The sequence below is a fragment of the Sphingomonas sp. BLHR8 genome (assembly GCF_056821725.1).
Window position 1 is genome coordinate 1,192,405 of the sequence record NZ_JBPDIM010000001.1, and the last position, 20,586, is coordinate 1,212,990.

At 68.0% G+C, this 20,586-nt stretch carries 17 protein-coding genes and 1 tRNA gene; 12 read left to right on the forward strand and 6 right to left on the reverse strand.

Annotated features, from left to right (window positions below; genetic code table 11):
• Positions 1-63 precede the first annotated feature (63 nt).
• Positions 64-354 (forward strand): FAD assembly factor SdhE, encoded by a 291-nt coding sequence (locus tag ACRYJK_RS05925; protein ID WP_482666619.1) that lies wholly within the window; start codon positions 64-66, stop codon positions 352-354.
• Positions 351-3,818, forward strand: a complete 3,468-nt coding sequence (gene mfd / locus ACRYJK_RS05930; RefSeq protein ID WP_482666620.1) for a transcription-repair coupling factor — start codon at positions 351-353, stop codon at positions 3,816-3,818. Before ACRYJK_RS05925 ends, mfd begins: the two co-directional genes overlap by 4 nt.
• Here the strand turns inward: mfd and ACRYJK_RS05935 are convergent.
• Entirely contained in the window at positions 3,815-5,050 is a 1,236-nt protein-coding gene (locus ACRYJK_RS05935; RefSeq protein ID WP_482666621.1) for a GGDEF domain-containing phosphodiesterase, read from the reverse strand. The two genes, mfd and ACRYJK_RS05935, sit on opposite strands and share 4 nt — an antisense overlap.
• A gap of 100 nt (positions 5,051-5,150) precedes the next feature.
• Here ACRYJK_RS05935 and ACRYJK_RS05940 point away from each other — a divergent pair, with 100 nt between their 5' ends.
• The 4 genes from ACRYJK_RS05940 to purL all read left to right on the forward strand — a co-directional run bounded on the left by ACRYJK_RS05940 (position 5,151) and on the right by purL (position 8,740).
• The gene (locus ACRYJK_RS05940; RefSeq protein ID WP_482666622.1) at positions 5,151-5,954 is read left to right on the forward strand and encodes an NAD kinase; all 804 of its coding nucleotides are present in this window, start codon (positions 5,151-5,153) and stop codon (positions 5,952-5,954) included.
• Positions 5,955-6,033: 79 nt separating this feature from the next.
• Positions 6,034-6,108, forward strand: a tRNA-Asn gene (locus ACRYJK_RS05945).
• 69 nt (positions 6,109-6,177) lie between these two features.
• Positions 6,178-6,441, forward strand: coding sequence for a DksA/TraR family C4-type zinc finger protein (locus tag ACRYJK_RS05950; protein WP_482666623.1), 264 nt, complete (start codon positions 6,178-6,180; stop codon positions 6,439-6,441).
• A gap of 49 nt (positions 6,442-6,490) precedes the next feature.
• On the forward strand, positions 6,491-8,740 hold the full coding sequence (purL, locus tag ACRYJK_RS05955; RefSeq protein ID WP_482666624.1) for a phosphoribosylformylglycinamidine synthase subunit PurL: 2,250 nt from the start codon (positions 6,491-6,493) through the stop codon (positions 8,738-8,740).
• 119 nt (positions 8,741-8,859) lie between these two features.
• On the opposite strand, the gene ACRYJK_RS05960 is transcribed toward purL, so the two are convergent.
• The 3 genes from ACRYJK_RS05960 to ACRYJK_RS05970 all read right to left on the reverse strand — a co-directional run bounded on the left by ACRYJK_RS05960 (position 8,860) and on the right by ACRYJK_RS05970 (position 9,959).
• A complete protein-coding gene (locus tag ACRYJK_RS05960) occupies positions 8,860-9,171 on the reverse strand; it encodes a hypothetical protein (RefSeq protein ID WP_482666625.1) in 312 nt (103 codons plus the stop codon).
• 100 nt (positions 9,172-9,271) lie between these two features.
• Entirely contained in the window at positions 9,272-9,505 is a 234-nt protein-coding gene (locus ACRYJK_RS05965; RefSeq protein ID WP_482666626.1) for a hypothetical protein, read from the reverse strand.
• A gap of 94 nt (positions 9,506-9,599) precedes the next feature.
• Entirely contained in the window at positions 9,600-9,959 is a 360-nt protein-coding gene (locus tag ACRYJK_RS05970) for a hypothetical protein (protein ID WP_482666627.1), read from the reverse strand.
• Between the two features lie 261 nt (positions 9,960-10,220).
• On the opposite strand from ACRYJK_RS05970, the gene ACRYJK_RS05975 reads away from it, so the two are divergent.
• From ACRYJK_RS05975 to ACRYJK_RS06000, 6 genes are all read left to right on the forward strand, one after another.
• Positions 10,221-11,213 carry an ArsR/SmtB family transcription factor gene (locus tag ACRYJK_RS05975; RefSeq protein ID WP_482667408.1) on the forward strand — a complete coding sequence of 331 codons (993 nt, stop codon included), beginning with the start codon at positions 10,221-10,223 and terminating at the stop codon, positions 11,211-11,213.
• 8 nt (positions 11,214-11,221) lie between these two features.
• Complete coding sequence (gene metF, locus ACRYJK_RS05980) at positions 11,222-12,166, forward strand: methylenetetrahydrofolate reductase [NAD(P)H] (protein WP_482667409.1); 945 nt, start codon at positions 11,222-11,224, stop codon at positions 12,164-12,166.
• On the forward strand, positions 12,163-13,209 hold the full coding sequence (locus tag ACRYJK_RS05985; RefSeq protein ID WP_482666628.1) for a homocysteine S-methyltransferase family protein: 1,047 nt from the start codon (positions 12,163-12,165) through the stop codon (positions 13,207-13,209). Before metF ends, ACRYJK_RS05985 begins: the two co-directional genes overlap by 4 nt.
• Positions 13,210-13,365: 156 nt before the next feature.
• Positions 13,366-16,065 (forward strand): methionine synthase, encoded by a 2,700-nt coding sequence (gene metH / locus ACRYJK_RS05990; RefSeq protein ID WP_482666629.1) that lies wholly within the window; start codon positions 13,366-13,368, stop codon positions 16,063-16,065.
• Positions 16,066-16,093: 28 nt separating this feature from the next.
• On the forward strand, positions 16,094-17,011 hold the full coding sequence (locus tag ACRYJK_RS05995; RefSeq protein WP_482666630.1) for a right-handed parallel beta-helix repeat-containing protein: 918 nt from the start codon (positions 16,094-16,096) through the stop codon (positions 17,009-17,011).
• Positions 17,012-17,066: 55 nt separating this feature from the next.
• A complete protein-coding gene (locus ACRYJK_RS06000; protein ID WP_482666631.1) occupies positions 17,067-17,882 on the forward strand; it encodes a Coq4 family protein in 816 nt (271 codons plus the stop codon).
• 58 nt (positions 17,883-17,940) lie between these two features.
• Here the strand turns inward: ACRYJK_RS06000 and ACRYJK_RS06005 are convergent, their stop codons facing one another.
• Together ACRYJK_RS06005 and ACRYJK_RS06010 are read right to left on the reverse strand one after the other, a co-directional pair.
• The gene (locus ACRYJK_RS06005; protein ID WP_482666632.1) at positions 17,941-19,314 is read right to left on the reverse strand and encodes a DEAD/DEAH box helicase; all 1,374 of its coding nucleotides are present in this window, start codon (positions 19,312-19,314) and stop codon (positions 17,941-17,943) included.
• Positions 19,315-19,534: 220 nt separating this feature from the next.
• Complete coding sequence (locus tag ACRYJK_RS06010; protein WP_482666633.1) at positions 19,535-20,482, reverse strand: sensor histidine kinase; 948 nt, start codon at positions 20,480-20,482, stop codon at positions 19,535-19,537.
• Positions 20,483-20,586: the final 104 nt, after the last annotated feature.

Sequence of the window (20,586 nt, forward strand, 5' to 3'; positions counted from 1 at the left end):
GCCGGTTTCGCCGTGCCCTCCTCTTGCCGTTGCACCAAGCCGCTGCCGCCCGAGGACGCTTCCGTGATCGAGATCGACCCCAACGACCCCCATTCGCTGCGCCGCCGCCGCATCCACTGGCGCGCGCACCATCGAGGCTTGCGCGAAGCGGATATGCTGGTCGGCGGCTGGTGGGACCGTAACGGCGCGAGCCTAGATGCTGCCGGGCTCGACTGGTTCGAGGAGTTGCTGGAGGAACAGGATGTCGACATCCTCGCCTGGGCGATGCGCCGCGAACCTCTGCCCGATCGCTACGCGGGCCCCTGTGCCGACAGCTTCCTCGCCGCCGATTATGTGAGCCTGCCGCCGCGATGAGCGACGCCATCGCCCGCATCGCTTCGGCCACGCGCCCGCTGACGCTCGCTCGCGCGGCGGCGGGGTTCACGCCGCTGCTCGCCGCCGACCTCGCACGTTCGGCATGGGGCGGACGCGGCGTGCGCGCGGTGTGGATCGCGAGCGACGAGGCGGCGATGCACGCGCTCGCCGACGCCGCGCAATGGTTCGCGCCCGAGCTTGAGATCGTTCGCTTCCCGGCTTGGGACTGCCTGCCCTACGACCGCGCCGGGCCGAGCCTGCGCGCCTCGTCCGACCGCCTCGCCGCGCTGGCGGCGTTGCAGGCGACGCTCACCGGTCCGCAGCTGCTCGTCACCACCGTCAACGCCGCGACGCAGCGCACGCTGACGCCGTTCCGCGTCCGCCAGCTGGCGGCGAAGCTTGCCCCCGGCACGCGCATCGACCGCGATGCGCTGGCGACGATGCTCACCGCCAATGGCTATGTCCGCGTCGATACCGTGGCGGATCACGGCGAATATGCAGTGCGCGGGGGGATCGTCGACCTCTACCCTGCGGGCGAGACCCATGGCTACCGGCTCGACTTCTTCGGCGACGAGATCGAGACGCTGCGCCGCTTCGATCCCGCCGACCAGCGCAGCGCCGGTTCGGCCGAAGCGCTGACCCTGCTGCCCGCCGCAGAGACGCTGCTGGATGAGGAGTCGATCCGCCGCTTCCGGACCCGCTACCGCGACCGCTTCGGCGCCACCGCGACCGGCGACCCGCTCTATCAAGCGGTGTCGGAGGGGCGCCGCCTCGCCGGGGTCGACCATTGGCTGCCGCTGGTCGAGGACCGCCTCGAAACGCTGTTCGACCATCTCGGCGAGAGCGCGCTGATCGTCCGCGATCAGGGCAGCGTCGCCGCCGCCGCGTCGCGCTTCGAGGCGATTGCCGATTACCACCAGAACCGTGTGGAGGCGGAGCGCAGCTCCCCCGGCGCCTACCGCCCGCTGCCGCCCGACGCGCTGTATCTCACCGAGGCGGAGTGGTCGGGCCTGCTCGACACCCGCGTCGCGCATTACGCGACCGCGTTCGACGAGCCGCCCGCCGCCAACGTCATCGACCTCGCCACCCGCCCGGCGCGCGACTTTCTGCCGGAGCGATCGGCGGGGGCGAACGTCTATGACGCACTCGTCACGCACGTGCGCGCGCAGAGCCAGCAACGCCACCTCCTCGCCTGCTACTCCGAAGGTTCGCGTGATCGGCTGCTGACGCTGATCCGCGATCACGGATTGGACGCGGTGGCAAGCGCCGATGGCTGGCAGGACGCCATCGCCACCGCCGCCTCCGCGCTGACCGCTGTGGTGCTGCCGCTCGACCACGGCTTTGCCACCGACGATATCGAGATTCTGTCCGAACAGGATGTGCTCGGCGACCGCCTCGTCCGCCGCCAGCGCCGCAAGAAGAGCGCCGACGCCTTCCTTGCGGAGATGGCGACGCTCTCGGTCGGCGACCTCGTCGTCCACCGCGACCACGGCATTGGCCGCTATGAGGGGCTGACTTCGATCCCCGTCGGCACCAACCCGCACGATTGCGTGTGGCTGACCTATGCCGGCGGCGACAAGCTGTTCGTGCCGGTCGAAAATCTTGACGTGCTGACCCGTTATGGCGGGGAGAGCGACGGGGTGCCGCTCGACCGTCTCGGCGGCGAAGCGTGGCAGCGGCGCAAGTCGCGCATGAAAGAGCGCATCCGCGAGATCGCGGGCGAACTGCTCGCCACCGCCGCCTTGCGTGCGCTGCGCCCGGCGGATGTCGCGGTCGCCGACGGCACGCTCAACGAATTCGTCGACCGCTTCCCCTACACCGAGACCGACGACCAGGACCGCGCCATCGCCGACGTGCTGAGCGACCTCGCCGCGGGTCGGCCGATGGACCGGCTCGTCTGCGGCGACGTCGGGTTCGGCAAGACCGAGGTCGCGCTGCGCGCCGCCTTCGTCGCGGCGATGGCGGGGATGCAGGTCGCGGTCGTCTGTCCGACAACCCTGCTCGCGCGGCAGCATTTCACAAACTTCGCCGAACGTTTCAAAGGCTTCCCGATCGAGATCGGCCGCCTCTCCCGCCTCGTCCCCGCGGCGGAGGCCAAAGCGACCAAGGAGGGGCTCGCCAACGGTAAGATCGACATCGTCGTCGGCACCCACGCCCTTCTCGCCAAGGGGATCGAGTTCAAGCGCCTCGGCCTCGTCATCGTCGATGAGGAGCAGCGTTTCGGCGTCACCCACAAGGAGCGGCTGAAGTCGCTCAAGACCGACGTCCACGTCCTCACGCTCACCGCCACGCCGATTCCGCGCACGCTGCAGATGGCGATGTCGGGCCTGCGTGAGCTGTCGGTCATCAAGACCCCGCCGGTCGATCGCCTCGCGGTGCGCACCTATGTCGCGCCGTGGGACCCGGTGGTCATCCGCGAGGCGTTGATGCGAGAGCATCATCGCGGCGGGCAGAGCTTCCTCGTCACCCCCAAGATCGCCGACCTCCCCGACATCGAGGAATATCTGCGCCGCGAGGTGCCCGAGATCCGCTACGTCATCGCCCACGGCCAAATGGCGGCGGGTGAGGTTGAGGAGCGGATGAGCGCCTTCTACGATCGCCGCTACGACCTGCTCGTGTCGACCACGATCGTCGAAAGCGGGCTCGACATCCCCAACGCCAACACGCTCATCGTCCACCGCGCCGACCGCTTCGGGCTCGCCCAGCTCTACCAGCTGCGCGGCCGGGTGGGGCGCGCCAAGACGCGCGCCTACGCCTATCTCACCACCCCGCCCGAGCGGCTGATGACCGAGACGGCGGAGAAGCGGCTCAAGATCCTGAGCGACCTCGACAGCCTTGGCGCCGGGTTCCAGCTGGCGAGCCACGACCTCGACATTCGCGGTGCAGGCAATCTCGTCGGCGACGAACAGTCGGGCCACATCCGCGAGGTCGGGTTCGAACTCTACCAGTCCATGCTGGAGGAGGCGATCCTCGAGGCGCGGGCGGTCGGGTCGGGCGCGGCCAAGCCGCTCGAAGCCTTTTCTCCTGTGCTGACCATCGATGCACCGATCCTGTTGCCGGAGGACTATATCCCCGACCTCCCCGTGCGCATGGGCCTCTACCGCCGCCTCAACGAGCTCGAGGACCGCGCCGCAATCGACGCCTTTGCGGCGGAGATGATCGACCGTTTCGGCCCCCTCCCCCAGCCGACGCAGAACCTGCTGATGCTGATGGAGATCAAGCTTAACGCCACGCGCGCACGGATCGGCAAGCTCGACGTCGGGCCGAAGGGCGCGCTCGTCGCGTTCCACAACGACGCGCCGCCCAACGTCGAAGGCCTGCTCGCCTACGCCGAGCGGCTGCAGGGCACCGCGAAGCTCCGCCCCGACGGCAAACTCGCCATCGCGCGCGCCTGGCCGACGGCGGAGGCCCGGCTCAACGGCGCGCTGCAACTGTCCAAGGGGCTCGCGAAGATCGCCGGCTAGGCGCCGACCCACTCCGCCGCGAAAGTCGCGAAGGCCGCCGGCGTCAACGGCTCGGCGCGGAGGTAGCCCTGATAGGCATAAGCGCCCATTGCGGCGATGCGCTCCAGCTGCTCCTCGCTCTCGACGCCCTCGACAAGCACCTTCACGTCGAGCGATCCCGCGAGGTCGAGCACGCCCTGAAGCACCGCCCGGTCGCGCGCGCCGCTTTCGGCGTCGGCAGCGAAGTCGCTGTCGATCTTGATCATGTCGACGGGCAACTGTCGCAGCCACGCAAACCCTGAATGCGCGGTGCCGAAATCATCCAGGGCGACATGGACGCCAGCTGCGCGCAAGGTTCCAAGGGTCGTACGAGCCGTCTCCATACTGATCAGCGCTGCGGACTCGACCACCTCCACCCCCAGGCGGGGCGGATCGACCCTTGCGGCCGTCGCGAAGTTGAGCAGCTCGGTCGCCAGACGCGGATCCGCCAGGTCGCGGGAGGTGAGATTGAGGTGCACACGCACCCCATCCAGCGATCGCGGCCAGCGCGCCATCGCGTCCATGGCTGAGCGCCACACTCGCGCGCTCAACTCCCGCTCGACGCCTGCGCGGGCCGCCGCCGCAAACAACGCCGCGCCGCCAATCTCGCCCAGTCGTGGATGATTGAAATATGCGAGCGCCTCCGCGCCGGTGAGCCGGTCCCCGGCAACCCGGAACTGCGGCTGTAGGCGCACCGCCAGACCGTCCCCGCGCAACACCGCGTCGAGGTCGATGGCGCGCATCGACCCCGCGCGGCTCGACAGACGCTGCGCGATGCGGGCGACGTCTTGCTCCACGGAAACCGGACGGACGGTGCCGATCGCCATGCGCAGCAATGGCCGATGCAAGGTATCGACGGTTTCGGGGAGCAAGTCGCTCGCCCCCAGCAGGATCTCCCGCAGCTCCACCCGTAGCCGCGCGAGCGGAACGCTTTGCGGCGGCATCATCGCGAACCGCGCGCCCCCGACCCGGTACAGCGTGGCGCGCGCGCCAAATTCGGCGCGCATCAAACGTTGCAGCCGACGTGCCAGCGTCTTGAGCAGCGCGTCGCCCGCCTGTTCCCCGGCGACGTCATTGTACCGCATGAGCCGGCCGAGCTCGACCAGGCCGAGCGGGCGGCCATCGTCGGGCGCCCTCGCAAGCGCTGCGAGCATCGCGTCGCGTCCCAACAAACGGGTCAGCGCGTCCCGGTTCTGGCCGTTGGGTTCTGCCATGCCCGCCGTCCCTGCCCTTGCAGCCGACGTGGCGCAAGTGCTTGCCAGTCAAGGATCATCGCGGCACAGCGAAGGCCGCGTCCGACCGCTAGCGAGATCGATGTTGAGCAACGAAGCGACCTTCGCATCGACCGGCCTGCCCCGCGTCGCGCTCGTTCATTCCGAAACGGTGGAGGCGCGCAAGGCGGCAGCGGTTCTGCGCGACGAGTATGATTTCGTGGAGCCCGGCGACGCGCAACTGATCATCGCGCTCGGCGGCGACGGCTTCATGCTGCAGACGCTTCACGCCATGCTCGATCAGGCGCGCACCCTGCCCGTGTTCGGCATGAACCGCGGCACCGTCGGGTTTCTGATGAACGAATATCGGGTCGAGGGGCTGATCGAGCGGCTTCAACGCGCGATTTCATTTACCGTCGCCCCGCTCAAGGCGACGATCACCAGTTGCGCCGGAGAGGTGCATCGCCTCCCCGCGATCAACGAACTGTCGCTCCTGCGCGAAACGCGTCAGACGGCGAAGCTGGAATTGCTGGTGGACGGTCGTGTCATGCTCGATGAACTGTCCGGTGACGGTGTGCTCGTCGCAACGCCGGCGGGGTCGACCGCGTATAATCTTTCCGCCAACGGTCCGATCCTGCCGCTCGGATCGCGGATGCTCGCGGTCACGCCGATCAGCCCGTTTCGCCCCCGCCGCTGGCGCGGTGCCATCGTGCCCGACGACGTCTGCATCGTCATTCGCGTGCGCGAGGCGGTAAAGCGCCCGGTGAGCGCGGTTGCCGACCAGCGCGAGGTACGGGACGTGAAGCAGGTCGAGGTCGAGGTCGACCGGACGCGCTCGCTCACACTGCTGTTCGACCCCGAACACGCCCTCGACGAGCGCATCGCTCGGGAGCAGTTCATCGGCTGAAACGGGGTTGCAATATCGGTCCGGCCGCGCCAAGAGCGCTCCCGCGTGCGGGGCACCCCTTGCGCCACAGGTTGGCCGTTCCTCGGTAGCTCAGCGGTAGAGCAATCGACTGTTAATCGATTGGTCGCAGGTTCGAATCCTGCCCGAGGAGCCAGCCTTTCCCCCTCCTCCATGATCGGTAGATCTTCTCGGAGCCGAAGAACGGCCCGCGCGTTCATTCGGCATGGCTGGTGGATGGGCCCGCGACGGCGCGGTGCAGGATCAGATCGACGATACCGTAAGCGACGCCGTGCTGGCTGCGCGCGCTGCCATGCCTTCGGGCGATAGCGCGCAGGAATGCGACCTGTGCGGCGCCGATATCCCCGAGGGTCGCCGTAAGGCGCTGCCCGGTGTCCGCACCTGCGTCGCCTGCCAGTCGGAGCGCGACAAGATCCGCCGTCTCAGCAGCATTAATCGCCGCGGGAGCAAAGACAGTCAGCTGCGCTGACGCGCGCTCACCCTAGCCTCGCCCCGACCGGCTCGCTAAAGCCCGGCGCATGTCCGACCATAGCCCCCGCCAGCCTGCCGTCACCCCACAAATGGTCGCCGACCACGGCCTTTCACCGGAAGAATATGATCGTGTGCCCGCCGCGTTGGGGCGGGAACCCAATCTTACCGAACTCGGCATATTCTCGGTCATGTGGTCAGAGCACTGCTCGTACAAAAGCTCGCGTATCCACCTGAAGAAGCTGCCGACAGAGGCGCCGTGGGTGATTTGCGGGCCGGGCGAAAATGCAGGCGTCATCGACATCGGCGACGGCGACGCGGCGATCTTCAAGATGGAGAGCCACAACCACCCTAGCTACATCGAACCCTATCAGGGTGCGGCGACGGGGGTCGGCGGCATCCTGCGCGACGTTTTCACCATGGGCGCGCGGCCGGTCGCGAACATGAACGCGCTGCGCTTCGGCCGGCCCGATCACCCCAAGATGCGACACCTCATCTCGGGCGTGGTCGCGGGGATCGGCGGCTACGGCAACTGCGTCGGCGTGCCCACGGTCGGCGGAGAGGTGAACTTCCACCCCGCCTATGACGGTAACATCCTCGTCAACGCGATGACGGTCGGCGTCGCGCGGACGGACAAGATTTTCTACTCCGCCGCGACCGGCATCGGCAATCCGATCGTCTATGTCGGCTCCAAGACCGGGCGCGACGGCATTCACGGCGCAACCATGGCCAGCGCCGATTTCGAGGAGGGCGACGAGGACAAGCGCCCCACGGTGCAGGTCGGCGACCCATTCACCGAAAAGCTGCTGATCGAAGCGTGTCTCGAGCTGATGGCGACGGACGCGATCGTCGCTATCCAGGACATGGGCGCGGCCGGGCTCACCAGCTCGTCGGTCGAGATGGCTTCGAAGGGCGGCGCGGGCATCCGGCTCGACATGGACAAGGTGCCCTGCCGCGAAACCGGCATGACGCCCTACGAAATGATGCTCTCCGAAAGCCAGGAGCGCATGCTGATGGTCCTGAAGCCCGGCCGCGAGGGCGAGGCGGAGGCGATCTTCCGCAAATGGGAACTCGACTTCGCGGTCATCGGCGAAGTCACCGACACCGGCCGTATGGAGCTCGTCTGGCGCGGTGAGACGGTCGCCGACATTCCCCTCGGCCCGCTCGCCGACGAAGCGCCGCTGTACGACCGGCCGCACGTTCCGACGCCCAAGCCCGCCCCGCTCAGCAACGTACCGACGAGCGGCGACCCCGCGGCGGACCTGCTGGCGCTGATGGGCTCGCCCGACCTCGCCTCGCGGCGCTGGATTTGGGAGCAGTATGATAACAAGGTCGGCGGCGACACGGTCATGCCGCCTGGTGGCGACGCGGCGCTGGTGCGCGTCGCCAGAGCTGACGGTGCGCCGGGCGACAAGGCGCTCGCCATCACCACCGACTGCAACCCGCGCTATTGCTTCGCCGACCCGGTGGAGGGCGGCAAGCAGGCGGTGGCGGAGGCGTGGCGCAACCTCACCGCGGTCGGCGCGACGCCTCTCGCGATCACCAACTGCCTCAATTTCGCGAACCCGCAGCGCCCCGACGTCATGGGCCAGATCGTCGGCTGCCTCGATGGCATGGGTGAGGCCTGCCGCGCGCTCGACTTCCCCGTCGTCAGCGGCAACGTCAGCCTCTACAACGAAAGCAAGGCGACCGGCGGTGGCTCCGCGATCCTGCCGACGCCCGCGATCGGCGGGGTCGGGCTGATCGACGACTGGCGCAGCGCCGTCGGCCTCGCCCTGGAGGACGGCTGGGACCTGTTTCTGATCGGCGGCGGTGGCGACCACCTCGGTCAGAGCCAGTGGTTGCGCGTGATGCACGGCCGCGAGGAAGGCCCCCCGCCCCCTGTCGATCTCGCCACCGAACGCAAGGTCGGCGATGCCGTGCGCGCGCTGATCCGCGAGAGGCTGGTGCGCGCGGTGCACGACCTCTCCGACGGCGGCCTTGCCGTGGCGGCGGCGGAGATGGCGCTGGCCGGCAACGTCGGTGTGCGGCTGTGGGCTCCCGAAACGCGCGATCTCGGCGAGGCCGGCGAGGCCGGCTGGTGGTTCGGCGAAGACCAGGCGCGCTACCTCGTCGCGGTCGACAATGGCGACCCGCTGGTGCGCCGCCTCGCCGAGCTTCAGGTGCCCCACCGCCTTGTCGGCGCGGCGATGGGCGATGACGTCGTGCTGGGCAGCGCCAGCGTCACGCTCGAGCGGCTGCGCGAGGCGCACGAGGGCTTTCTGCCCGCGCTGATGGGGCGCGATTCCGCTTTGGCCTAGCCGCTGGTTCAGGCAGACTGCCTGTCAGACGGACCGACCGTTTCTCGACAACGAAAAAGGGCGCGCCTCCGATCGAAAGCGCGCCCTTCGTGCGACTTGAACGTCGCTCTGGCGAGCGGTCAGTCCTTCATTTCGGCGCCGGCAGCCTGCATGGCACGGCCCGCCTTCGCAGTCGCTTCGCCGGTAGCGTCGGCCGCGGCGTCGCCGGCGCGGTTGGCAGCAGCGGCGGCGTTTTCGGTGGCGTTTTCAGCGTGACGCCCAGCATCGCGCGCGGCGTCGGCGGTCGCCTCGGCAGCATTCTCGACGTTCGCGGCGGTGTCGGCCGCGGCGCCTTCGACTGCGGTTTCGGCGGCGTTCTCGGTACGCTGCGAGCAAGCCGAAAGCGCGAGCGCGGCGGCGGCTGCAACGGTCAGGGTCAGGGTCGACTTCATTACCATTACTCCAACGATGATCCGAAGCAGTCCACGAACGGCCGCAGCCTTCGGGAGCTTCTCGGCGGGTTGTAACAATCCCGCGAGGGGCTGCAAGCCTTCACCGGCTCATTTGTTCCCGTTGAAGCCGTTCGGCGACCATGGTTTCGTGCGCGCGGGCGGCCTCTGCGCTCGGTGACGGCGGGCGTGCGTCGATCCGGGCCGCCGCACGGTCGAGCTGTTCGGCCTCGGCTGTGTTGAGCCCGCCGCCCGCATTGTCGTCGGGCGCCGGCGCGCAGCCAGCGATCAGCATCGCCAGGCCCGCCGAGAACACGACCGTCACGGTGCGTGACATGACGACCACTCCCAAAACGAATGGGGCCGGCACCCCTACGGATGCCGACCCCATCGCAATCGATCCAGCATCGGACCGACCAAAGATCAGAAGATTACTTCTTTTCTTCGGTGGTGACGGTGGTGCTGGTGCCGGTCGCCGGGTTGGTCGCGCTCGTGGTCGAGGTCGAACCGGTGGCGCCAGTCGTCGTCGACGTGGTCGCCGGCGTGGTCATGGTGCCGGTGGTCGCCGTGCCGGTGGTGTCGGTGGTCGCCGTGCCGGTGGTGTCGGTGCCGGTCGTCGCCGGAGCGTTCATGTCGGTCGAACCGGTGGTCGAGGTCATCGTACCATCGGTCGCGGCCGGCGTGCTGGTGGTGGTGGTGTCAGTGGTCGTCGTGGTTTCGGCGGCCGGCTGCGAGCAAGCAGCAAGCGCGAGACCCGAGGCGGCGACGATCGAGAATGCAATTTTCTTCATGAGGAAACCCCTCTAGCAAAACTTGGCTGGTCTCTCCCCGGCAATCCGGTTCGCGCCGCCAACGGGTGAGCCAATATTCTTTACCTGAACCTCACGCAACGGATTTTGTCGTCGTTTCGTGCGCTGCTAGCGACGCCCAAGTGTGACCAGTCGAAAACTCAAGCGATTTGGTGGACTTTTCTCGTCGGCTGGACGTTTGACAGCATATAAAGCAATCTTTATATCCGTCGCGTGCCTGAGCCCACCCGCCCCGTCGAACAAATTCGTGCGGACGCGCTTGCCGTCTCAGACGATTCGCCGGATCGAGCGCGCCTTTGGGCCGACCTATTCGGGGCCCTGCACGACGCCAGTCGCCTGCGCATCCTGACCCTTGTCGGCCGCGGGGAGCTGGCGGTGGGTGAACTCGCGGTGCTGCTCGAACAGAGCCAGCCCCGCATCTCCCGGCACGTGCGCATTCTTGAAGAGGCCGGGCTCGTCGAACGGCGGCGTGAGGGGAGCTGGGTGTTTGTTCGCCCGACCCAGACCCGCGCCAGCGATGCGCTGCGGCGGTTGTTCGCCGATCTGCCGGTGCATCCCGACGACGCTGCCGTCCTTGCCGCCGATCGAGCTCGGCTCGGGGCGATCCAGGCAGAACGTGCCGCCGCGGCAGCCCGCTACTTCGCCAACCACGCGGAGACCTGGGACGCCATCCGCTCGCTACAGGTTGCAGAGGCCGAGGTGGAAGCCGCAGTGCTCGGCATGTTGCGCAACCGGCGGCTTGGTCAGCTTGTCGATCTCGGCACCGGAACCGGCCGCATGGCGGCGATCCTGCGCGGTCAGGCGAGCAGCGTCATCGCCATCGACCGCAGCCCCGAGATGTTGCGGGTCGCACGATCGCGACTTTCGGGTGACGGAGATGCCGAGGTCGAGTTCGTGCTCGGCGATCTGCGCGCGTTGCCGCTGGCCGATGGCAGCGTCGACAGCATCGTCATGCACCAGGTGCTGCACTTCCTCGATGAACCTGGCGCCGCCATCACAGAGGCCGCGCGGGTGCTGCGCGGGCGCGGGCACCTGTTGATCGTCGATTTCGCACCGCATGACCGTGAGGAATTGCGACGCGATGCGGCGCATGTCCGCCTCGGCTTTTCGGACGGCCAGATCCGCGGCTGGTTCGCGAGCGCGGGGCTGGTGATGGAAAAGATCGAGGAGCTCGGTGGCGGCGTCCTGACCGTCAAACTCTGGCTCGCGCGTCGGCGCAGCGAGGATAATCTGTGATGAGTGATATGATCGTGCCCACCCCGATCAGCGAAGCGCGCCGCGCGGCGGCATCGCCGATGTTCGCCGGGCTATCCGGCGACGTAAGGGTCAGCTTCGAATTCTTTCCGCCAAAGACCGAGGCGATGCAGGCGACGCTGTGGAAGTCGATCGAGACGCTGACCCCGCTCGACCCGGCGTTCGTGTCGGTCACCTACGGGGCGGGCGGCACCACGCGCGAGCGGACCCACGCCACGGTCGCGCGGATCGCGCGCGAAACGCGCATTCCCGTCGCGGCACATCTCACCTGCGTCGAGGCGAGCCGGGACGAGATCGCGGACGTGGCGCGCGCTTATTGGGACGCGGGCGTGCGCCACATCGTCGCGTTGCGGGGCGATCCGAGCGAAGCGGGGTCGCGCTTCGCGCCACATAGCGACGGCTATGCCAGCGCGGCGGAGCTGGTCGCAGGACTGCGCACCATCGCGCCGTTCGAGATTTCGGTTGCGGCCTATCCCGAATGTCACCCTGAGGCCGCGTCGCTGGCGGACGATATCGACAATCTGAAACGCAAGATCGACGCCGGCGCCACCCGCGCGATCACGCAATTCTTTCATGAGCCCGACACCTTCTTCCGCTTTCGCGACGCCGCGGCGGCGGCTGGGATCGACGCGCCCATCGTACCGGGGATCATGCCGGTGATGAGCTTCGCCGCGATCAAGCGGATGTCGACGATGTGCGGCACGCATCTCCCTGACTGGATGGAGACGCTGTTCGCCGGTCTCGACGACAAACCCGACGCGCGTCAGCTGGTCGCGGGCACCATCGCCGCGGAGCTGTGCCGGCGACTTTATGCGGGCGGCGTGCGCGAGTTTCACTTCTACACGCTCAACCGCGCCGAACTGGCCTATGCCATCTGCCACTTGCTGGGGGTGCGCCCCAAGGGCGAGGCGCAAGCCGTGGAGGCTGCGGCGTGAGCGCGCGGGCGGCGCTCGAGGCCGCAGCACGCGAGCGTATCCTCATCACTGATGGCGCGTTCGGCACGGAGATTCAGCGGCTCGGGCTTGTCGAAGCCGACTATCGCGGCGCGCTGACGCTCGGGCATGACCAGCAGGGCAACAATGATATGCTCGCGGTGACCAAACCCGAGGTGCCGCGGAGCATCACCCGCGCCTATCTCGACGCCGGGTCGGATATCGTTTCGACCAATACTTTCAGCGCCAACCGCATCAGCCAGGCCGACTACGGCGCCGAGGCGCTGGTGGCGGAGATCAACATCGCCTCCGCTCGCATCGCGCGGGAGGAGGCGGACGCGGCGCAGGCGCGCGACGGGCGCCGTCGCTTCGTCGCGGGCGCGGTCGGGCCGACCAACAAAACGCTGTCGCTGTCCCCGGACGTCAACGACCCCGGCTACCGCGAGATCGATTTTGACGAGCTCGTTTCGGTCTATCGCAAACAGTGCGATGCCCTGATCGCGGGCGGCGTCGACTTCATCCTCATCGAGACGGTGTTCGATACATTGAACGCCAAGGCGGGCGTCGTCGCCGCGCAGCAGGCGGAGGCAGCTTCGGGGCGCGAGGTGCCGCTGATGCTGTCGATGACCATCACCGACCTCGCCGGGCGCAACCTCTCGGGCCACACGGTCGAGGCGTTCTGGTACGCCGTGCGCCACGCGCGGCCGGTCACGGTGGGCCTCAACTGCTCGTTCGGTGCGGCGCAGCTGCGCCCGCACGTGCGCACGCTGTCGCAGATCGCCGACACGCTGCTGATGGTCTACCCGAACGCGGGCCTCCCAAACGAACTTGGCCAGTATGACGAGACGCCGGCGGAGACCGCCGGCCTCGTCGCCGAGTGGGCGCAGGGCGGGCAGGTTAACATCCTCGGCGGCTGCTGCGGCTCAACGCCCGCGCACATCGCGGCGATCGCTCGCGCGGTGACGGGCGTCGCGCCGAGAGTCGTGCCCGAGTTGCCCGTCGCGACGCGGCTCGCCGGGTTGGAGGCGTTCACGATGGCGGCCTGATCGATCCTCCCCGATCGCGAGGAGGGGGACTAGCCGCAGGCTGGTGGAGGGGGCTCTCCGCCAGACGCGACGATAGTGTTCAACGGAGAGCCCCCTCCACCACCCCGTTTTCGCGGGGCGGTCCCCCTCCCCGAAGCGGGGAGGATCAGGAAAAGCATGACCACCACCGCCTCCACCGCCCGCTTCGTCAACGTCGGCGAGCGCACCAACGTCACCGGATCGGCGGCGTTCAAGAAGCTGATCCTCGCTGGCGACTATGCGAAGGCGGTCGATGTCGCGCGCAGCCAGGTGGAGAACGGCGCGCAGATCATCGACGTCAACATGGATGAAGGGCTGCTCGACGCCGAACTCGCCATGACGACCTTCCTCAAGCTGATCGCTGCAGAACCCGACATCGCGCGAGTGCCGGTGATGATCGACAGCTCGAAATGGAGCGTAATCGAAGCGGGGCTCAAATGCGTGCCCGGCAAGCCGATCGTCAATTCGATCAGCATGAAGGAGGGCGAAGAGCAGTTCCTCGAACAGGCGCGGCTTGCGCGGCGCTACGGTGCGGCGGTCGTCGTCATGGCGTTCGACGAGGTCGGGCAGGCCGACACCGCGCAGCGCAAGGTCGAAATCTGCGAACGCGCCTACAAGCTGCTCGCCGCCGACGGATTTCCGCCCGAAGACATCATCTTCGACCCCAATGTGTTTGCGGTGGCGACGGGGATCGAAGAGCACAACCGCTACGCATTGGACTTCATTGAGGCGACGCGCGAGATCAAGGCGCGCTGTCCGCACGTGCACATCTCGGGCGGGCTCTCCAACCTGTCGTTCAGCTTTCGCGGCAACGAGCCGGTGCGCCGCGCGATGCACAGCGTGTTCCTCTACCACGCCATCCCCGCGGGCATGGACATGGCCATCGTCAACGCTGGGCAGCTCGACGTCTACGACACCATCGACCCTGAGCTCAGGCAAGCGTGCGAGGACGTCATCCTCGACGCGCACCCCGACGCGACCGAGCGGCTGATCACCCTTGCCGAACGCTTCCGCGGCACCGACGTCGCGGCGGAAAAGGCGGCGGAGGAATGGCGCGGCTGGCCGGTCGCACGCCGGCTCGAACATGCGCTGGTCAAGGGCATCGACGCCCACATCGTCGACGATACCGAGGAGGCGCGGCAGATCGCCCCGCGCCCGATCGAGGTCATCGAAGGTCCGCTGATGGACGGGATGAACATCGTCGGCGACCTGTTCGGGTCGGGCAAGATGTTCCTGCCGCAGGTCGTCAAGTCTGCGCGCGTGATGAAGAAGGCGGTTGCGCACCTCATCCCCTTCATCGAAGCCGAGAAGGAGGAAGGCGCGCGCGCCAAGGGCCGCATCGTCATGGCGACGGTGAAGGGCGACGTGCACGACATCGGCAAGAACATCGTCGGCGTGGTGCTGCAGTGTAACGGTTACGAGGTGATCGATTTGGGCGTGATGGTGCCCTGGTCGAAGATCCTCGACACCGCGCGCGAGGTGGATGCCGACATCATCGGCCTCTCCGGCCTCATCACTCCCAGCCTCGATGAGATGGTGACGGTGGCGGAGGAGATGCAGCGTGCGGGGCTGTCGATCCCGCTGCTCATCGGCGGCGCCACCACCAGCCGGGTTCACACCGCACTGCGCATCGACCCCGCCTATAAAGGGCCGGTCATCCACGTGCTAGACGCGAGCCGCGCGGTCGGGGTCGCCACCAGCCTCGTCAGCGAAACCGGCGTAGCGGAATATGTGGGGGAGATCGCGCGCGACTACGCCCACGTCCGCGAAGTGCGCGAGGGCAAGGGCCAGTCGATGCTCGCCAGCCTCGCCGACGCGCGCGCCAATGCCTTCGTCGCGGACATGCGCCTGAAGCCCCCGCCGCCGGAGCAGCCGGGGTTGCATATATTCGACGACTGGGACCTCACCGACCTCGCCGAGACGATCGACTGGACGCCGTTCTTCCGTTCGTGGGAGCTGGCGGGCGTCTTCCCCGCGATCCTCGACGATCAGGTCGTCGGCGACAGCGCGCGCGGACTCTGGGCCGACGCGCAGGTAATGCTGAAGCGTATCATCGACGAGAAATGGCTGACTGCGAAGGGCGTCGTCGGCCTGTGGCCCTGCGCGCGCGAGGGCGATGACGTGGTCCTGCTGCTTCCCCCCTCCCCTTCAGGGGATGGGTCGGGGGTGGGGGCTCTCCGGCGGGCGCCGCGTGAAGACGATAGCCCCCACCCCAACCCCTCCCCTAAAGGGGAGGGGCTAAGTGCCGTGCGCCTCCCCTTTCTCCGCCAGCAGATCGTCAAGCGCGATGGGCGGGCCAACATGTGCCTCGCCGACTTCATCGACCCGGAAGGGGACTGGATCGGCGGTTTCACGGTCGCGATTCACGGCATCGAGCCACACCTCGAACGCTTCCGCGCGGCGCACGATGATTACTCCGACATTCTGCTGAAAGCCCTCGCCGACCGCTTCGCCGAGGCCTTTGCCGAGCGGCTGCACGCGCATGTCCGCCGCGAACTGTGGGGCTATGCCCCGGGCGAGCAGCTCGACAACAGCGCGCTGATCCGCGAGGAATATCGCGGCATTCGCCCCGCCCCCGGCTACCCCGCCTGCCCCGATCATAGCCTCAAACCGATCCTGTTCGACCTGCTCGACGCGGAACATAGCGTGGGCGCGAGCCTCACCGAAAATTTCGCGATGCTGCCGACCTCGGCGGTGAGCGGCTTCTACTTCGGCCATCCGCAGGCGAGCTACTTCGGCGTCGCCCGCGTGGGCGAGGAGCAGCTGGTCGATTACGCCACGCGGCGCGGCGTGGACATCGACACCGCCCGGCGCTGGCTGCGGCCCAATCTCGACTAGGGACAGGCGAGGGAGCTAGGGTGGCGCCATGCGCACCACCCTTCCTCTCATCGCCGCCCTCACGCTCTCGACCAGCGCCGCCGCACAGGCGCCGCGGATCAACGTGCCCGAACTCGGCCGCAGCTTCGCAAGCGTGCAAGCGGCCGTCGACGCGATCGGCGAAGGCCGCGGCACAGTCCGCCTCGCCCCCGGCATCTATCGCGAATGCGCGGTACAGAACGAGGGCGAGGTTCGCTTCGAAGCCGCGCCGGGCAGCGTTACCTTCGACGGCGTCACCTGCGAGGGCAAAGCCGCGCTGGTACTCCGCGGGCGCAGCGCGAGCGTCGTCGGCATCGCCTTTCGCGGCATGCGCGTCCCCGACCGCAACGGATCGGGCATCCGGCATGAGGCGGGCCGGCTCGACGTGGAGCGAAGCCGCTTTCTCGAAAGCGAACAGGGCATATTGACCGCCAACGAACCGAATCTGACGCTGACCGTCACGCGCAGCGACTTCTCCGGCCTCGGCGACAACGACGGCGGGCCGAGCCACGGTCTCTACGCCGGCGCGATCGCCCGGCTCGAGGTGCACGAGTGCCGCTTCGACCGCGGCACGGGTGGGCATTATGTGAAAAGCCGCGCGTCTGAAAATGTCGTCGTCGACTCCACCTTCGACGACAGCCGTGGGCGCGCGACCAACTATATGATCGACGTCGCCGGCGGCGGACGCGGCACGATCAGCGGCAATCTGTTCATCCAGGGCGAGAACAAGGAAAATTACAGCGCCTTCATCGCCATCGCGGCGGAGGTGCGCGAGCACGCGGGCAACCTCATCATCGAGAATAATGTCGCTCGGATCGCCCCCGGCGTGGCGCGGAACACCGTCTTTGTCGCCGGCTGGCGCGGGGTGCGACCAACGTTGCGCGGCAATGCGCTCGGGTCCGGCCTCACCGCTTGGGAGGCGCGCTGACGCTTGCGCGCCAGGATATTGACATGAGTGTCAGCATCCCGGCAATCTCCCGAGCATGAACGCGCCTGCTCACTTCGACGCCGCTGCTGCGGTCGCGTCGCCGGTCGCCGACCGCCCCTTCATGGACCCGGCGCGTCAGCGGCTGCGGCTGCGGCCCCTCAAGGCATGGCGGCATTTTCAGGCGCTGGTCGCGGATAAGGAAGACACTCGGCAAGTGTTCGGCATTTTCGAGGCGCTGCCGCGCGCCGGTTTCGTCGACGACGCGCGCGCCTTTTGCGAAAGCGCGACCGGCCGCGCGCGAATGGCGAGCGAGCCCTACCTTCCCGACCTGCTCGACGATCATGGCCCGATCGCCAGGCTGCCGGAGGGAACCGTGGGACGCGCCTACCTCGACTTCATGACCAGCCAGGGGTTGAGCGCGGCAGGATTGGTCGAGGAATCGGCCAAGCAGTTCCGGCAGACCTATGACGATCAGATGCAGTGGTATCGCGACCGGCTGCGCGATACGCACGACATGCTGCATATTCTGACCGGGCATAGCCGCGATGCATTGGGGGAGGCGTGCGTGCTCGCCTTTACCTTTGGCCAGACCGGCAACTACGGCAACGCCTTCATCGCGGCGTTGGCAGGGCGGGAGATCCGGCGCGGCACGCGCGCCGGGGCGCCGGTGTTCAAGGCGCTGTGGCAGGCCTATCGCAACGGCAAACGCTCACCCAACATCATCAACGAAGACATCCGCGCGCTGCTGGCCGAGCCGCTCGTGACGGCGCGGCGTCGGCTCAACATCGGTGAGCCCGTCCACTATCGCGCCTGCCACGCGGCGTTTCGCGGGCGAGGGATCGACCCGTTCTCCGCAATGGCCACGGCCTGACGCGACAAGGGGGACGCCGCGCGCCCCCCCTCCCCGGCTCCGATCTCACGTTGGGCGATCAGCCCATCCGGCGCACGCCTTCGGGCGGACCGCGACGCGGGCCACGGTTGTCAAAGCGGCGCGGCCGCGGTTGGTCGCCACCCGGACGGTCGCCCCCCGAGCGCTCGCCGCGATAGCCGCCGCCACCGCCGGGTCCGCGCCCGCCACGCGCCTGTTCGCGCTGGCGCTGAGGATCGCGGCCCTGGCTGCCGGTGTCGCGCGGCGGGGCCACCGGCTTGGGGAGCTTCGCCACCATTTCGACGAAGTTCGCCGGCAGCGATACGACGTTGGGCTTGACCCCGGTCAGCCGCTCGACCGCCCGCATGCGCTGGCGCTCATCTTCGGCGACGAGGCTGATGGCGATGCCCTCCGCCCCGGCGCGAGCGGTGCGGCCGATGCGGTGAACATATTGCTCGGCGACGTCCGGGATCTCGAAGTTGATGACGTGGCTCACCCCGCTCACGTCGATCCCGCGCGCGGCGATGTCGGTCGCGACGAGGATCGGGGTCGAGCCATCCTTGAACCCGCCAAGCGCATGCGTGCGCTGCGCCTGGCTCTTGTTGCCATGGATCGCCGCCGCGCGGATGCCTGCGCCCATCAGATGCCGCACGACACGGTCCGCGCCATGTTTGGTGCGCGTGAAGACCAGCGCGCGCTCGATCGGCTCGCTCTTGAGGATGTGGTTGAGCAGCGCCTGCTTCTCACGCTGGTCGACGAACGTCATCGACTGCGCGATCCGCTCCGCGGTGGTCGAGGGCGGGGTCACCGACACCTTGACCGGATCGGTCAGAAATTCCTTCGCAAGGTCCGCGATCTCCTTGGGCATCGTGGCCGAGAAGAACAGCGTCTGCCGCTGCCTGGGGAGCAGCTTCGCTACGCGCCGCAGCGGGTGGATGAAGCCGAGGTCCATCATCTGATCCGCCTCGTCGAGCACGAAAATCTCGACGGCGTTCAATGTCAGCGCACGCTGGTCGATGAGGTCGAGCAGCCGCCCGGGCGTCGCGACGAGCACGTCGACGCCCTGCGCCAGCCGCTTGATCTGCCGGCCGATCGGCACGCCGCCGAATGCGGTGTCTGACGTGATCGGCGTGTAGCGGGCGTACGCAAAGATGCTCTGCTGGATTTGCGCGGCGAGCTCGCGCGTCGGCGCGAGGATCAGCATGCGGCAGCTGCGCGGCGTGCGGCGGTTGCCGCTCTCCATCAGCCGGTCGATCGACGGCAGCGAAAAGGCGGCGGTCTTGCCGGTGCCGGTCTGCGCGATGCCGAGCAGGTCGTGCCCTTCGAGGAGCGGCGGGATCGCCTGCGCCTGGATCGGCGTCGGCGTGTCATAATCCTTGGCGGCGAGCGCCTTCAGCGTCGGCTGGGCGAGGCCAAGGTCACGGAAATTGGTCATGGAAAACTCTCATGCAAAGGCATCGGCGCGCAACGACGAAGCGTCGTGCACGCGTCAGCGGATCGAAACGACCCGCGTGAATGGGAAGCCTCTGAAAACAACGTTGGCGCTGCGACCGGACCGCAAACCGCGGATCGTCACGCTATCGCATCGGGACGGGCAATGCCGTCCGCGCCGGGGGCTTACATAGGGAGCGCCGTAGCGTCTGTCGAGGGCAACGTCAGGCGGCGGCGCGCAGTGTCACCCGATAGCCGGTCGACCGATCGTCGATCGACAGCACGCCCTTGGCCTGCTTGGCGAGCCCCTGCATCAGGCGCGAGCCGGTGCCGAGCCGCTCCCCGGCGCCGGGCGGGGGCGCGCTTTCCGCCCCGCGGCCGTCGTCGGCAATGCTCAGACTCCAGTCGTCTTCGCCCCCTTCGAGCGCGACTTCGACGGCGCCGTCGCGCCCGTCGACGAAGGCATATTTCGCCGCGTTCGTGAGCGCTTCGTTCACGATCAGCCCCATCGCCACCGCCCGCGCATTGGGCAGCGTCAGCGGCGACAGGCGATGCGTCACCTGAACGTTCGTCGGAAACAGCGACGGCGATACGGTGTCCACCAGGCGCGACAGATACTGCGACATGTCGAGCGCGCTGTCAGTGTGCTCTTCCTCGAGCAACTGCTGATAGGCGCTGGCGAAGCTGTGTACGCGGCCGATCGCCTGGTCGAAAGCCTGTCGCACGTCAGGGTCGTTGGTCTCCCGCTTCTGCGCGCCGAGCAGGCTGGCGACCACGGTGAAGTTGTTCTTGGTGCGATGGAGCAGCTCGTCGAACATCATGCTGCGGCGCTCGATCTCCGCATCGCGCTGCGCGGTGGCTTCGTTGACCGCGCGGCGAAAACCCTCGGCGAACACGATCAGGACCAGCGCCGACAGGGCGTTGACGATCAGTCGGCTGACCTCGGTCGGCCCATGCGTGCTCACGCCGGCGAGCGGCACCAGAACGAACCAGGCATAGGCGAACCAGATTGCGAAGGTGAGCAAACCCGCCCGCAACCGCCCGTAAAGGGTCGCCAGCATCACCGCCGGATATGCCAGCGCATAGGGCCCGGCACCCGGGGCGATCGGGTCGATGAGCTTGCGAACGAGCACCATCAGCGCCGCGCAAGCAAGCCCGAAGCCGAACCGCAACGCCATCTTTTGTGCGCGCGGCCGCCCCCGCGCCACTTCGAAAGATGCCAGACGATGCAGGACCCATCCCCTTCATGCTGAGCCGATGCTCAAGCCGCGCTGTC